We start from the raw sequence: 15,088 nt of genomic DNA on the forward strand, positions 1-15,088 counted from the left end.
TTAGGCAGCAATTTACTGCTTTGTTGAAGAATTTGTATCATCAAATAATGAAAAGGTGACCGCAATCAGGTAGTATCTTGGCAATATTTTTGAAGTAGATCGATATAGAGATAAAATGACGAATTCAACGCGTAAAATTTTGGTCACCAGTGCCCTTCCATACGCTAACGGCCCAATCCATTTAGGCCACATGCTGGAATATATTCAAACTGATATTTGGTCACGTTATCAAAAATTACGTGGCCATGAGTGCCACTATATTTGTGCAGATGACGCTCACGGCACACCTATCATGCTAAAAGCTCAGCAGTTAGGTATGACACCTGAAGAAATGATTGCTCAGGTGCAAAAAGAACACGAGCAAGACTTTGCAGATTTTCATATCCAGTTTGACAATTTCCACAGCACTCATAGCGATGAAAACCGTGAGTTAGCCAGTCAAATCTACCTAAAGCTTCGTGATGGCGGTTACATCAAAACCAAAACCATCTCGCAATTGTTTGACCCAGAAAAACAAATGTTCTTGCCAGATCGCTTCGTTAAAGGTACTTGCCCGAAGTGTAAGAGTGAAGATCAATACGGCGATAACTGTGACAACTGCGGCGCGACCTACAGCACTACAGATTTGATCAACCCATATTCGGCTGTATCTGGCGCAACACCAGTAATGAAAGACACTGAACATTTCTTCTTCGACCTACCAGCGTTTGAAGGCATGTTAAAAGAGTGGATCCAGTCTGGTTCATTACAGCAAGAAATGGCCAACAAGCTAAATGAGTGGTTTGAGCAAGGCCTGCAACAGTGGGATATTTCTCGTGACGCGCCTTACTTTGGTTTTGAAATCCCAGATGCGCCAGGCAAATTCTTCTATGTTTGGTTAGATGCGCCTATCGGCTACATGGGCTCATTCAAAAACCTATGTGACAAGCGTGACGACCTTAACTTCGATGATTACTGGGGCAAAGACTCAGACGCTGAGATTTACCACTTCATTGGTAAAGATATTGTCTACTTCCACAGCCTATTCTGGCCAGCCATGCTTGATGGCGCCGGAATTCGTAAGCCTACTAGCGTTTACGCCCACGGCTATGTCACGGTTAATGGTGCGAAAATGTCTAAATCTAAGGGTACCTTTATTAAGGCACGTACCTACTTAGACAACTTAAATCCAGAATACCTACGTTACTACTACGCCGCTAAGCTAAATAGCCGTATTGACGATTTAGACTTAAACCTTGAAGACTTTGCTCAGCGTGTGAACTCTGATCTTGTAGGTAAGCTAGTTAACCTGGCATCACGCACTGCAGGCTTCATCAGCAAGCGCTTTGACGGCAAATTGGCTGCTGTGGAAGATAAGTCACTTATCGACTCGTTCCTAGCGAAACGTGAAACCATTGCCGAGCTTTACGAAACCCGTGAATTTGGTAAAGCGATGCGCGAAATCATGGCGCTTGCCGATATTGCTAATGCTTACGTGGCAGATGCAGCGCCTTGGCAATTAATTAAGCAAGAAGATCAGCAAGATGCCGCGCACCAGGTTTGTTCAAACGCGCTAAACCTGTTCCGCATTCTTGTGACTTATTTAAAGCCAGTGCTGCCAAAACTTGCTCAAGACGTAGAAAGCTTCTTACAAGTTGAGCTAACTTGGGACAACATGAGCGATGACTTTGCTGGTCATGAAATTGCTAAGTTTAAAGCGCTAATGCAACGCATCGAAATGAAGAGCATTGAGGCTATCATCGATGCATCGACTGAAAACCTACAAGCTACTCAACCTGAGCCGACAAAAGCTGAGCAATCTGAGCTAGAAAAAGAGCCAATCGCCGATGAAATCACCTTTGACGATTTTGCCAAAGTTGACTTACGTATCGCGCTGATCGCCAAAGCGGAGCACATCGAGAAAGCCAATAAGCTGCTGCGCCTAGAGCTAGACTTAGGCGGTGAAACTCGCCAAGTATTTGCAGGTATTAAGTCTGCTTATGCTCCAGAAGACTTAGTTGGTAAACACACGGTAATGGTTGCTAACCTAGCTCCGCGTAAAATGAAGTTTGGTGAGTCACAAGGCATGGTGCTAGCTGCAGGTCCAGGCGGTAAAGACCTATGGATTTTAGAGCCACACGCTGGTGCAAAACCAGGCATGCGCGTCATGTAATTCGCATTTGCATTCATTAAAAATGGCGACCAATTGGTCGCCATTTTTGTTTGCCTTTGTAGCTACCCGCGGCACCGAACTCAATAACTATCATCAAGGTTGCTACCACACTGAAAAGCAAAGAGCCTTTTATACAGGGTTATAAATATCAATAAACTGATGTTCTAGGCCAAATTTGTCTGATAGATGTTCGCCAAGCGCCTTAATACCGTATCGCTCAGTTGCGTGATGCCCTGCGGCAAAATAGTGAATATTTTGCTCCATAGCGGCATGAAATGTTCGCTCCGACACCTCACCACTGATAAATGCATCCACACCTAATTCCACTGCAGCATCTATATAATCTTGTGCCCCGCCAGTACACCAGGCAACAGTTTTAATTAGCTCAGGAGCTTCACCAATATGAAGCGGTTTATGCGCTAGCGTATCATTAAGTCGCCTAGCTAACTGCTGCGGAGCTAATGCTTGCTCAAGCTCCCCACGCCAAAGCAGGTTTTGTTTAACTGACTCGGCGATTTTAGGCTCGGCTACGCCTATCTTGCTTGCAAGCTGAGCGTTGTTGCCTATTTGCGGATGTCCATCAATCGGTAAATGGTAACCAAATAGATTGATGTCGTTTTTAATTAACGCGCTAATACGCTTGTATTTCATACCCGTTAACACTTCTGGCTCACTTTTCCAGAAAAAGCCATGATGAACCAAAATGGCATCAGCATTAACTTCGACCGCTTTATCAATCAACGCCTGGCACGCAGTTACACCGGTCACGATACGAGTAATGTTTTCACTACCTTGTACCTGAAGGCCGTTGGGCGCGTAGTCTTTATATTGGTCAACTTGTAGGTAGTCAGCTAGATATTGGGTAAGTTCAGTTGTAGAAATGGTCATAAGGCTATTATTAATTTAACGTTCAATGAGTGAAATTGTACGGCACTAATCATACTCAATCATCAAAAATAACCTCAAAAGCCCCACTTTGACCTCAAATACGGCATAAAAACTAATGAAATTGGACTTTTTGGGTCAATCCCCATTAGAATTGTCCGCTGAAATTAATTTACCCTAAAAATAGGTTATAGATAAAATGACTGCACTAAGCAAAGAAGAAGTCATCAGCGCATTGTCTGCTGCGCTAGAGAAACAATCTGGTAAAGCGGTATCGATTGAGCAATCTGGTAGCTGGTACAAAATTGATGGCGGTAAATCGGTTCGTTTTAGCGAACTAGAAAAAATGCTAGCTGAGTTTGATGGCGGTGAAGCACCTGTACAAGCTGAAGAAACTAAAGCAGAGCCGGTAAAAAAAGAAGTAAAAGCTAAGCCTGCTAAAAAAGCTGCGGCTAAATCAGAAAAGAAAAAGCCAGCTACTTCTGCAAACGGTGGCCTAACACCTAAGCAACTTTGGCGTCAAAAGCTTGCTAACGCAGGTAAAAATACCCTACCACGTGGTTTCTAAGTCGTCTCGTCAGTGACAACCATTAAAAAAGGAGCTTAATGCTCCTTTTTTAATACGCTTAGCGTACTACATTGCGATATCAACACGCACAAATCCTGGCAAATACACCACACGCACTTCATCTCCCGCAGCTAACGGCATACCTGGATCTAAGTCTTGAATCACCATGACCTGAGTGCCATCTTCTTGCTTGATCATTAACTCAACAAGCTTGTGCTCTATATAATAAGGCTGTTTGTGATATTCATTGGCAACACGACCACCAATCAAGGCCCCCAGTACCGTCGCCGCATCCTTGCCATGGCCACTACCAAACTGATTGCCGATTAAACCACCAATTAATGCGCCACCGAAGGTACGCCAGCCATTATTGCGATCTTCAACTAATTGCTTTTCAGTAATGTGCTTAATTGACTCTACATTGCCATAAAGCACCTTCTCAACTTGCTGCGCGGTATTACGCTGATAATTAGCCTCAACCGAAAAACTTGCGCTCAACAACGCTGCAATCAACCCAAATAGACAAGCTATTTGTTTTATCGATATATTCAACATAAGCATTTTCCGCTAAATTATAGGTACCTATTCCCCTAATATACGCGATTTGTGAACGCTCTGTCTTATTTAAATCCATTTGATGATTTCCCCGATCCAAACCTAGCGCTCAGCGAGCCCAATGGGTTACTGGCTGTCGGCGGACAACTCACACCCGAGCGGTTAGAGCAAGCCTACTTTAATGGCATCTTTCCCTGGTTTAACGTTAATGATCCCATTTTATGGTGGAGCCCAGATCCAAGAGCTGTTTTTACGCCTAAGCCAAACGCTGGCAGTAAAAGCCTCATTAAGTATCTCAAGAAGCAACCCTGGCGTTATACCATCAATCATGCCTTTGAACAGGTCATTGAAGCTTGTGCAGGCCCAAGGCAAACTCAAGATGGCACCTGGATAACTAAAGAGATCCAGCTGGCTTATATCAAGCTACACCAGCTAGGTCGCGCTCACAGCGTTGAAGTTTGGAGCAAAGATGAATTGATCGGCGGACTATATGGGATCAATGTGGGTAAAGTGTTTTGCGGCGAGTCCATGTTCCATCATCAAACGAATGCGTCTAAAGCGGCTTTTTTTGCGCTCAATAGGTTTTTAGTTGAGCACGATTTTAAGCTCATTGATGCGCAAATCATGAACCCGCATCTTCAAAGCCTAGGTGCAGTTGATATCCCTAGAGTCGAGTTTTTATCGCAATTGAATGAGCTGCGCCATCAAACAACAGATACAAGTATCTGGCAAGCCAAGGAGTTAGCACTTGAGTTCTAACAACTTAATGGTGGGACTGACCAATACCTTTGATTGCAATTACATTCCTGGCAATCAGGAGCGACTGTTGGTCATTCAAGAGCAGCAACTCAATGATCACCTATTTGAACAGCTTTTAGGAATGGGCTTTAGGCGTAATGGTAACTCAATCTACAAACCACACTGCCCAGCCTGCCAGCAGTGTCAGTCTATTCGGGTACCGATAGCCGAATTTAGTCCTTCAAAGAGGCAGAAACGTACACTAAAACAAAATGTTGATATCCAATGGCAACTCAGTCATCAGCACGCTGAAGGTCACTTTGAACTATATGAGCGTTATATTAATGCTCGTCACAGTGATGGTCCCATGTTTCCACCAAGCCGCGAGCAGTTTAACGAGTTCTTAATATGTGATTGGCTTGAGCCAACCTTTATCGAATTGTTTCATCAAGATAAATTAATCGGTGTTGCGGTAACCGATCTCATGCCTAATAGTTTATCGGCAATTTACAGTTACTTTGACCCTGACTACAGCAAGCGCTCACTCGGTTCTTTAATGATCTTATTGCAATGTGAGCTCGCTAAGGTCCTTGGTAAACGTTATCTATACCTGGGGTATCAAATCGATGAGAACGCTAAAATGAACTACAAGCGCTTGTACCGCCCGTACCAAATTCTTACTGCACAAGGTTGGCAACAACAGCAATAACTTTCATGTCAAAGTACAACGGACTTTACAGCGCGGCTATTTTGCGGCATGATACGCCCGTTTTTTATATTTAAAGGCTAATGGGATAACTAATTAATGGCGAAAGAAGATAACATTGAAATGCAAGGTACGATCCTTGAAACCTTGCCAAACACAATGTTCCGCGTAGAGCTAGAAAATGGCCATGTGGTCATTGCTCATATTTCTGGAAAAATGCGTAAAAACTATATCCGTATCTTAACTGGTGACAAGGTAACAGTTCAGCTAACACCTTATGACCTATCTAAAGGACGTATCGTTTTCCGTGCGCGTTAATCGTTAGCCTTGAAGTTAAAAACCGACACTATGTCGGTTTTTTTTGTGCCTCAATTTTATTAATTTGTTGTACTTGCATTAACGTTAATGGGTAGTGAACCAGCGCGAGCGCATGAGTGATTAATTATCAACCATGTAATAAGAGTTAACGGACTTTGATTGCACAAGACACCGTAAAATCATCCCCTATGGTTACTTTAGGGGCTCCGCTTTAGCATCCCTGCTAAAGAGGCTTGCTTACTCAAAGCTCATTAACTCCATAAGAAAATGCGCGATATATGTGCATGATCTCGCCCTAGGTAATGAAGCGCTTTAAATAGGCTACAGGTAAAAACCAAAGTAAAACTAAATGTTTATATAAACTCATCAAAAACAAAGCCACGACGATGCGTGGCTTTGGAAGTGGTATCTGTTAGCTTTGAAGCAAGAGCTTAAACTAGGCGAAGCACTTATGAGACTTTTTCTGTCGTCTGACAGTCAATGTTAATCTCGCCGTCTTTGACATCAATTACCGCTACGCCACCTGACTCTAGCTCACCAAATAAGATTTCATCGGCTAAAGGACGTTTAATCAGCTCAGTCACAACACGTCCCATTGGGCGCGCGCCCATGGCTTTATCGTAACCTTTCTCAGCAAGTAAGGTACGCGCTTCATCGCTCACGTCCAGAGTCACGCCTTTATCATCAAGCTGAGCCTGTAACTCTACCAAGAACTTATCGACCACTTTGGCGATAACCGTCATATCAAGGTGATTGAACCACACAATTGAATCTAAACGGTTACGGAACTCTGGTGAAAACACCTTATTGATTTCTGCCATGGCGTCTTGTGAATGATCCTGCTGCCTAAAGCCTATCGACTTACGCACAGTCTCTTGCACACCCGCATTGGTTGTCATCACTAAGGTAACGTGTCTAAAGTCAGCTTTGCGGCCGTTATTATCGGTAAGCGTGCCGTGGTCCATCACCTGCAGCAGCAAGTTATAAACATCTGGATGGGCTTTCTCGATTTCATCCAGCAGCACCACACAATGCGGATTCTTAATCACGGCATCCGTTAGCAAACCGCCTTGGTCATAACCAACATAACCTGGCGGTGCACCGATTAAGCGTGACACAGTGTGACGCTCCATATATTCGGACATATCAAAGCGGATTAGTTTTAAGTTCAAGCATGCTGCCAACTGATTCGTCACCTCGGTTTTACCCACACCGGTTGGGCCAGCAAACAAGAAACTGCCCACAGGCTTTTTATCGACACCAAGACCACTGCGAGACAAACGAATTGCTGAGCTAAGGCTTTCAATGGCTTTATCTTGACCAAACACCACCATCTTAAGATTGCGCTCAAGGTTCTTAAGTAGGTCTTTGTCAGATGACGAGACTGTTTTTTCAGGAATACGGGCAAGTTTAGCGATGATTTGCTCAATTTCGCCCTGGCCGATGGTCTTTTTACGTTTGCTTTGCGGCATCATGACCATACGCGCGCCCGCTTCATCAATCACATCAATGGCTTTATCTGGTAAATGACGATCATTAATGTGTTTATCAGATAAACTTGCTGCGCAGCTAATCGCCGCCTGGGTGTAGCGTACGCCGTGATGCTCTTCGTACTTAGACTTGAGTCCCATCAAAATCTTAGTGGTTTCAGCAACACTTGGCTCATTAATATCAATTTTTTGGAATCGACGTGCCAAGGCACGGTCTTTCTCAAAAATGCTTTGATATTCCTGGAATGTGGTTGAGCCCATGCAGCGTAGCTGGCCACTTGATAACAATGGCTTTAATAAGTTAGATGCATCCATCACCCCGCCTGACGCAGCGCCTGCGCCGATAATGGTGTGGATTTCATCGATAAATAAAATCGCGTGCTCGTTGGCCGTGAGTTCTTTTAGTAAACTTTTAAAACGTTTTTCAAAGTCGCCGCGATATTTAGTTCCGGCAAGCAACGCGCCCATATCAAGCGAGAACACTTTGGCGTCGTTCATCACGTCCGGCACTTGGTTATTAACAATGCGGTAGGCTAACCCCTCTGCAATGGCAGTTTTACCGACACCGGCTTCCCCCACTAGTAATGGGTTATTCTTGCGGCGACGACAAAGCGTTTGGATTGCGCGCTCAACTTCAGCGTCACGGCCAATTAATGGGTCGATATTGCCATCTAATGCTTGTTGATTTAGATCGCTGGCAAATTGCTCAAGCATTGTGCGAGTTTCAGATTGCTCTGACTGCTCATCGGTATGCTCGTTCTCAATGCCCTCGTTAGCTTTCTCATCTTTCGAGAAGCCATGTGAAATGTAATTAACCACATCAAGGCGAGTAATATCGCAGCGGCGCAGTAAATACACAGCTTGTGATTCTTGTTCACTAAAAATCGCAACCAATACGTTAGCGCCGTTTACTTCGTTACGGCCAGAAGACTGCACATGAAATACAGCGCGTTGAAGTACGCGTTGAAACCCTAACGTCGGCTGAGTTTCTTTATCTTCAATGGGTTCAGCGATCAGCGGTGTGGTTTGCTCAATGAAAGTCGCAACTTCATCTCTAAGTTTGTTGATGTCCGCACCACATGCAACGAGTGCATCGTAAGCCGCTGGGTTGTCAATTAACGCTAATAACAAATGTTCTACCGTCATGTACTCATGACGCGAATCTCTCGCTTGCTGAAAGGCAAGGTTCAAGGTTACCTCTAAGTCTTTATTCAGCATAAGCTCCCCCCAAAATTAACTGCTGCGGCGTCAAGAATCGGCATAAGGTTTATGCCTTTTCTAATGTACACAATAATGGATGTTGGTTTTCTTTAGAAAATTGGTTTACCTGTAGCACTTTGGTTTCTGCTATCCCGAAAGGGTAAACCCCGCAAAGCCCTTTTCCTTTATGATGGATGGCTAACATGATGTCAGTCGCTTGTTGTTCAGTCTTATTAAAAAATCGCTGTAATACTTCTACAACAAAATCCATTGGCGTGTAGTCATCGTTATTCAAAACAACCTTATACATACTAGGAGGTTGTAGATCTGTCCCTAAGGTCTCTTCCGTGTGTTCTACGCTACCTAATTTAGCCATGAGTTAATACTAGCCTCTCGTTTGATATACTACCACTTGATAACATTAATTTACTTAAATGTTGAGTTTTTGTTAATTTTAGCTTGACTTCTTTTCGTACAAATTTCATTCTGTTTGCTAGGCGGCGACATGAGACCGCTGGATAATAAGTTTTACTATCTTACTGGTAAGTAGACAACAGAAGGAAGTGGAAGTATGGCAAGCGGAACTGTTAAATGGTTCAACAACGCCAAAGGATTCGGGTTTATCTGCCCAGATCAGGGTGGCGAAGATGTATTTGCGCATTATTCAACAATTGAGATGGAAGGCTACCGCACATTAAAAGCGGGTCAGCCAGTTTCCTTCGAAGTTGAGCAAGGCCCCAAAGGGATGCACGCTTCGGCCATTTCACCAACAAAATAGTGTGGTGAAACTATAAAACAAAAAGACAGGGAGTGTAATCCCTGTCTTTTTTTATGCGCGTTTTTTATACCATCAAAATGAACACGTTGACTTACCACAATATGCAACTTTGTAAGTACCAATAAAAAACGGCCAGATGTTCGCACATCTGGCCGTTTTTATATCTTTATCTCAGCGCTTATTAGCCTGAGATAATTGCATTTAGCGTCGAGCTTGGGCGCATTGCAGCAACAGCTTTATCAGCGTCTAAACGGTAGTAACCACCTAGATCAACTGCTGGGCCTTGTGCCTGGTTAAGCTCGGCAACAATGGCAACTTCGTTAGATGCAAGCTTTTCAGCTAGCTCACCAAACTGAGCGGCAAGTTCAGCATCAGTTGTTTGAGTAGCAAGCGCTTGCGCCCAATACATCGCAAGGTAGAAGTGACTACCACGGTTATCTAATTCACCAACGCGGCGAGATGGCGACTTGTTGCTATCAAGGAACTGACCAATTGCACTGTCTAGGCTATCAGCAAGCACTTGCGCTTTAGCAATGCCCGCTGTTTGGCTTAGGTGTTCAAGTGAAGCCGCTAATGCTAGGAATTCACCAAGTGAGTCCCAACGCAGGTGGTTTTCTTTCTCTACCTGCTGAACATGCTTAGGCGCACTACCACCAGCGCCCGTTTCGAATAGGCCACCACCATTCATTAGCGGCACAATTGACAGCATCTTAGCACTGGTGCCTAGCTCAAGAATTGGGAATAAATCGGTTAAGTAGTCACGCAGTACGTTACCTGTTACTGAAATCGTATCTTCACCTTTCGCAATGCGAGCTAACGTGTGCTTTGTCGCTTCAACTGGCGAAAGAATGCGTAAGTCTAATCCGTCAGTGTCGTGCTCTGGAAGGTATTGCTCTACTTTCTTAATAAGCTGAGCATCATGGGCGCGATTCTTATCTAACCAGAATACCGCAGGAGTATTGCTTAAACGCGAACGCTTAACAGCAAGTTTCACCCAGTCACGAATTGGTGCATCTTTAACCTGACACATACGGTAGATATCGCCTTGCTCAACCTCGTGGCTCATTAACACATCGCCAGCTTGGTTAATCACTTTTACCGTACCTGCAGCAGGCACTTCAAAGGTTTTGTCATGGCTACCGTATTCTTCCGCTTTTTGTGCCATTAGACCCACGTTTGGCACGCTACCCATAGTGGTTGGGTCGAATGCACCGTGTTGTTTACAGAATGAAATGGTTTCTTGGTACACGCCGGCATAACAACGATCAGGGATCATTGCTTTGGTATCTTTTAATTGACCATCTGGGCCCCACATTTGACCTGAAGAGCGAATCGCAGCTGGCATAGATGCGTCGATAATGATGTCGCTTGGTACGTGTAAGTTGGTGATACCCTTATCAGAATCAACCATAGCCAACGCTGGGCGCTGAGCATAAACCGCAGCAATGTCTGCTTCAATTTCTTCTTTTTTAGCAGCTGGCAGGTTAGCAATCTTAGCGTAAACATCACCAAAGCCATTATTTGCATCAACACCTAGCTCTTCGAAAAGCTCAGCGTGTTTAGCAAACACATCTTTAAAGAATACTTTTACTGCATGACCAAATAGGATTGGGTCAGATACTTTCATCATGGTTGCTTTCAAGTGCAAAGAAAGCAACACATCTTCAGACTTAGCGGCTTCGATTTCACGAGTATAGAAATCAACTAGCGCTCTCTTGCTCATAACAGCAGCATCGATAACTTCACCAGCTTGCAAAGCAACAGACGCTTTTAGCACTTGCTCACTACCGTCAGTTTTGGTCAGTACGATTGTTACGTCATCAGCAGCGCCAACAGTGGTTGATTGCTCGCTGCTATAAAAGTCGCCTTCACTCATGTGCGCAACGTGAGATTGTGAGTCACTCGCCCACTTACCCATTGAATGTGGATTTTTCTTGGCGTAGTTTTTCACTGAACCTGGAGCGCGACGATCTGAGTTACCTTCACGCAATACTGGGTTTACCGCACTACCTTTGATCTTGTCGTAACGTGCTTTTACTTCTTTCTCGGCATCGTTTTGTGGCTCGTCAGGATAGTTTGGAATGTCGTAGCCTTTTGCTTGTAGCTCAGCAATACATGCTTTTAACTGAGGAATTGAAGCACTGATATTAGGCAGTTTAATAATGTTGGCTTCTGGTGTTTTCGCCATTTCACCTAACTCTGCAAGTGCGTCAGAGATTTTCTGCGCGTCAGTTAGGTTTTCAGGAAAATTAGCAATGACACGACCAGAAAGTGAAATGTCACGGATCTCAACTTCTACGCCAGCAGCGTTAGTGAATTTGCGAATAATAGGTAGAAAAGAAACTGTGGCTAGCGCTGGCGCTTCATCAGTTTCGGTATAGATGATCGTTGGAGCGTTATCTTTCATGTTGATTCCTACATTATATAAAATAATTTTTTAGAATAATTATGCTGTCTCGCAATGGCTGCGAGTTAAGATAAATCCAAGAAAGGTATCTGTTACATCACGCTGCTGAGCTATCAATAAACCAGCGGATAATGTGAGCTTGCCTATCCCGGTGTTCATCATAGTTGCAGATAATGAACGGCCACCTCTGCAACTTAAAATTAGGTGTAGATCACATTTTTACGGCAACATAATATACCCAAAACGTCACATTTAGCGAGTTTAGCGCCAAAATTTTTTACATTCCTGGCTGTAAACCGCGAGCAAAAACAGTTAACACACTGATTTATAATCGGAAAACATTGGTCAGACAAACTAACCAACTTTAGTCTAAGCTAACATTCTTAAGAGCAAGTGAATCCACTTAGATGACGTGCCGCTTGACAGCGATGCAGCATAGTTCGTCCAACACAGACAGGCATGGATTTAACATGCTAAAATAGCCCGGTTATTTCATTACTTAGCGCAAATTACCTGTTATCTATGCCTGTAGACTCCAACTCTCGCAAATCAAATAGCCACAAACCTCGCCATAAATCGAGTGCCAATAAAACCGGTGCTCGTAAACCCTTTTCGAACATAGGCAAAAGTCATTCACGTGCTGCGCATAAGAAGACCAACAAGCCTGCTCGCCAGGTTAACGATCCTAAAATTGTATTATTCAACAAGCCATTTGATGTCTTGTGTCAGTTTACCGATGAGCAAGGCCGTAAAACGCTAAAAGACTTCATTGATGTCAAAGACGTGTATGCTGCGGGCCGGTTAGATCGAGACAGCGAGGGCTTATTGCTACTAACTAATGACGGCAAGCTACAAGCACAGATCACCCAACCGAAAAAGAAAACCTTTAAAGGCTATTGGGTACAAGTAGAAGGCGAAGTGACACCAGCTGCGATAGCAGCACTGCAAAATGGCGTAGAGCTAAAAGATGGCCCAACTTTACCCGCGAAAGTAAAGCTGATTGAGCAACCAAATATTTGGCCGCGCACGCCACCGGTGCGCGAGCGAAAGTCTATCCCTACCAGCTGGCTTGAGATACAGATCTGCGAAGGACGTAATCGTCAGGTTAGGCGCATGACGGCGCATGTTGGCTTTCCAACACTGCGACTGATCCGCTACAAAATAGGTCAATGGCAATTAGACGAACTTAAAAATGGCGACTATAAAGTAGATAAATCAACTGATAAAGCCTCTAAATAAGCAGCCTAATAAGCAATAACTATTAAAACTAAGCTATACAGGAATTTGCCATGACTCGCTATAAACCCAACACAACTGTCGCTTGCATCATCCACTGCCAAGGAAACTACTTGTTAGTAGAAGAACAAATCGACGGACGACAGCGTTTTAACCAAGCAGCGGGTCACATCGAAGCCGGTGAATCAATTGTAGCGGCTTGCACTCGGGAAGTATTAGAGGAAACCGGCTTAAGCGTCACCCTTGATGGCTTGGTTAAAATCTATCAATTCACCGCTGCTGATGGTACTGGGTTTGTGCGCTATACCTTTGCCGCTGAAGTACAAGAGTTGGTTGCTGCTATACCGCAAGACAGTGCAATAACTGCCTGCCACTGGATGACCCTAAATGAGGTTAAACAATGTGAAAATCAGCATCGCAGCCCATTAGTTCTGCAGTCAATTATCGACTTTGAGCAATCTCAGCAACTACTGCCATTAAACTTCATTGATACTCAATACCTATAGCACCTAAAAGCTAAAACATAGAAGCTAGAACTCGAGCAACAGTTTCAAGTAGGCGAAACTGTATTCATCTTGATAACAGTATTAATTTTAATAGTAATGCCCAATCTAAACAGACAAAAGCCATTATGTAACCTACCTAATAACATCAATGAAACCTACGCATTACACTATTACCCACAGATCATTAGTTAGCTCACCACAATCATAGCCCCATAACTTAATGCGTGATAGAATACGCGCCGCACAAAACACCGAGTTTTGCGAGCTAGTTTCAGGTATTTGCTATCAGTTGGCTTACGGAATCCATAGCCAGTTGGCTAACTTGTATCAATCAATGCCCTTAAAGGGTTGAAGATACGAAGGCTGCCCCCATATTGAAACTCTCGAATGCGGCTTTCGCAATTTTTCAAACATAGTGACGGTTTAGGATATATGACATCAGCAAATCCCAATCATGATAAAAAAGTCATTGTCGGCATGTCTGGCGGTGTGGACTCTTCAGTTTCAGCATACTTGCTTTTAGAGCAGGGATATCAGGTAGAAGGTCTGTTCATGAAGAACTGGGAAGAAGACGACACTGATGAATACTGTGCTGCAGCGGAAGATTTAAAAGATGCCCAAGCGGTTTGCGACAAGTTGGGGATCAAACTGCACACAGTTAACTTCGCCGCAGAGTACTGGGACAATGTATTCGAGTACTTCCTAGCTGAATACAAAGCAGGTCGCACGCCAAATCCAGACATCATGTGCAACAAAGAAATCAAGTTCAAAGCTTTTCTAGACTTTGCTGATGATATTCTTGATGCCGACTATATTGCTATGGGTCACTATGTTCGTCGCTTTGACGCGCAGGATGGCAGCACACAAATGCTGCGCGGCGTTGATAACAACAAAGATCAAAGCTACTTCCTTTATACCCTAAGTCATGAGCAAGTAGCGCGCAGCCTCTTCCCTGTGGGCGAACTTGAAAAGCACGAAGTGCGCGATATTGCTAAGAAAATGGGCTTAATCACCCATGACAAAAAAGACAGCACAGGTATCTGTTTTATCGGTGAGCGTAAATTTACCGACTTCTTGTCAACCTACCTACCAGCTCAGCCAGGCGATATCGAAACGCCTGAAGGTGAAGTGATTGGTACTCACCAAGGCTTGATGTATCACACGCTTGGTCAACGTAAAGGCTTAGGCATTGGCGGCCTTAAAAATTCAAGCGAAGATCCATGGTATGTGGTAGAGAAAGATCTTAAGCGTAACGTATTGATTGTAGGTCAAGGCGCAAACCACCCTCGCCTAATGTCAAATGGCATGATGGTAAATCAGCTGCACTGGGTTGACCGTAAAGGCCCTGCTGATAAAGCAAGCATTACTGTTAAGACTCGCTATCGCCAACAAGATGTTGCTTGTACTGTATACCATAAAGATGAAGGCACAATTGAAGTTGTCTTCGACGAGCCAGTTGCTGCAGTTACCCCAGGTCAAAGCGCAGTATTTTATGATGGTGAAGTTTGCTTAGGCGGCGGCATCATCGATAGCTTAATTCGAGGATAAA

At 44.0% G+C, this 15,088-nt stretch carries 14 protein-coding genes; 9 read left to right on the plus strand and 5 right to left on the minus strand.

Annotated elements, in window-relative coordinates:
* Nucleotides 1-115: 115 nt before the first annotated feature.
* Nucleotides 116-2,152 (plus strand): methionine--tRNA ligase, encoded by a 2,037-nt coding sequence (gene metG, locus G3R49_RS13225; protein WP_167869988.1) that lies wholly within the window; start codon nt 116-118, stop codon nt 2,150-2,152.
* A 129-nt stretch (nt 2,153-2,281) separates the two neighbouring features.
* On the opposite strand, the gene G3R49_RS13230 is transcribed toward metG, so the two are convergent.
* A complete protein-coding gene (locus G3R49_RS13230; protein WP_167870086.1) occupies nt 2,282-3,034 on the minus strand; it encodes a Nif3-like dinuclear metal center hexameric protein in 753 nt (250 codons plus the stop codon).
* Between the two features lie 202 nt (nt 3,035-3,236).
* Here G3R49_RS13230 and G3R49_RS13235 point away from each other — a divergent pair, with 202 nt between their 5' ends.
* On the plus strand, nt 3,237-3,605 hold the full coding sequence (locus G3R49_RS13235) for a hypothetical protein (protein ID WP_130602787.1): 369 nt from the start codon (nt 3,237-3,239) through the stop codon (nt 3,603-3,605).
* Between the two features lie 66 nt (nt 3,606-3,671).
* Here G3R49_RS13235 and G3R49_RS13240 read toward each other — a convergent pair whose 3' ends face one another.
* Nucleotides 3,672-4,166 (minus strand): glycine zipper 2TM domain-containing protein, encoded by a 495-nt coding sequence (locus G3R49_RS13240; protein ID WP_167869989.1) that lies wholly within the window; start codon nt 4,164-4,166, stop codon nt 3,672-3,674.
* A 45-nt stretch (nt 4,167-4,211) separates the two neighbouring features.
* Between G3R49_RS13240 and aat the strand changes: the two genes are divergently transcribed.
* The 3 genes from aat to infA all read left to right on the plus strand — a co-directional run bounded on the left by aat (nt 4,212) and on the right by infA (nt 5,922).
* Nucleotides 4,212-4,919, plus strand: coding sequence for a leucyl/phenylalanyl-tRNA--protein transferase (aat, locus tag G3R49_RS13245; RefSeq protein ID WP_167869990.1), 708 nt, complete (start codon nt 4,212-4,214; stop codon nt 4,917-4,919).
* Between the two features lie 7 nt (nt 4,920-4,926).
* On the plus strand, nt 4,927-5,607 hold the full coding sequence (locus G3R49_RS13250; protein WP_167870087.1) for an arginyltransferase: 681 nt from the start codon (nt 4,927-4,929) through the stop codon (nt 5,605-5,607).
* Between the two features lie 96 nt (nt 5,608-5,703).
* Complete coding sequence (gene infA, locus G3R49_RS13255; RefSeq protein WP_011496276.1) at nt 5,704-5,922, plus strand: translation initiation factor IF-1; 219 nt, start codon at nt 5,704-5,706, stop codon at nt 5,920-5,922.
* Between the two features lie 449 nt (nt 5,923-6,371).
* On the opposite strand, the gene clpA is transcribed toward infA, so the two are convergent.
* Both clpA and clpS read right to left on the minus strand, forming a co-directional pair.
* Entirely contained in the window at nt 6,372-8,630 is a 2,259-nt protein-coding gene (gene clpA, locus G3R49_RS13260; protein ID WP_130602781.1) for an ATP-dependent Clp protease ATP-binding subunit ClpA, read from the minus strand.
* 49 nt (nt 8,631-8,679) lie between these two features.
* Nucleotides 8,680-8,988 carry an ATP-dependent Clp protease adapter ClpS gene (gene clpS / locus G3R49_RS13265; RefSeq protein WP_130602779.1) on the minus strand — a complete coding sequence of 103 codons (309 nt, stop codon included), beginning with the start codon at nt 8,986-8,988 and terminating at the stop codon, nt 8,680-8,682.
* Nucleotides 8,989-9,183: 195 nt separating this feature from the next.
* Here clpS and cspD point away from each other — a divergent pair, with 195 nt between their 5' ends.
* Nucleotides 9,184-9,390 carry a cold shock domain-containing protein CspD gene (gene cspD / locus G3R49_RS13270; protein ID WP_130602777.1) on the plus strand — a complete coding sequence of 69 codons (207 nt, stop codon included), beginning with the start codon at nt 9,184-9,186 and terminating at the stop codon, nt 9,388-9,390.
* Between the two features lie 181 nt (nt 9,391-9,571).
* Here cspD and G3R49_RS13275 read toward each other — a convergent pair whose 3' ends face one another.
* A complete protein-coding gene (locus G3R49_RS13275; protein WP_167869991.1) occupies nt 9,572-11,797 on the minus strand; it encodes an NADP-dependent isocitrate dehydrogenase in 2,226 nt (741 codons plus the stop codon).
* Between the two features lie 522 nt (nt 11,798-12,319).
* On the opposite strand from G3R49_RS13275, the gene G3R49_RS13280 reads away from it, so the two are divergent.
* The 3 genes from G3R49_RS13280 (at nt 12,320) to mnmA (ending at nt 15,087) form a co-directional block, all read left to right on the plus strand.
* A complete protein-coding gene (locus G3R49_RS13280; RefSeq protein WP_167869992.1) occupies nt 12,320-13,036 on the plus strand; it encodes an rRNA large subunit pseudouridine synthase E in 717 nt (238 codons plus the stop codon).
* A gap of 50 nt (nt 13,037-13,086) precedes the next feature.
* Nucleotides 13,087-13,539 carry an NUDIX hydrolase gene (locus G3R49_RS13285; protein WP_167869993.1) on the plus strand — a complete coding sequence of 151 codons (453 nt, stop codon included), beginning with the start codon at nt 13,087-13,089 and terminating at the stop codon, nt 13,537-13,539.
* A 432-nt stretch (nt 13,540-13,971) separates the two neighbouring features.
* Nucleotides 13,972-15,087 (plus strand): tRNA 2-thiouridine(34) synthase MnmA, encoded by a 1,116-nt coding sequence (mnmA, locus tag G3R49_RS13290; RefSeq protein WP_167869994.1) that lies wholly within the window; start codon nt 13,972-13,974, stop codon nt 15,085-15,087.
* Nucleotide 15,088: the final 1 nt, after the last annotated feature.

Origin of the sequence: Shewanella sp. WXL01 (assembly GCF_012263345.1) — a bacterium.
Lineage (GTDB): Bacteria > Pseudomonadota > Gammaproteobacteria > Enterobacterales > Shewanellaceae > Shewanella > Shewanella maritima.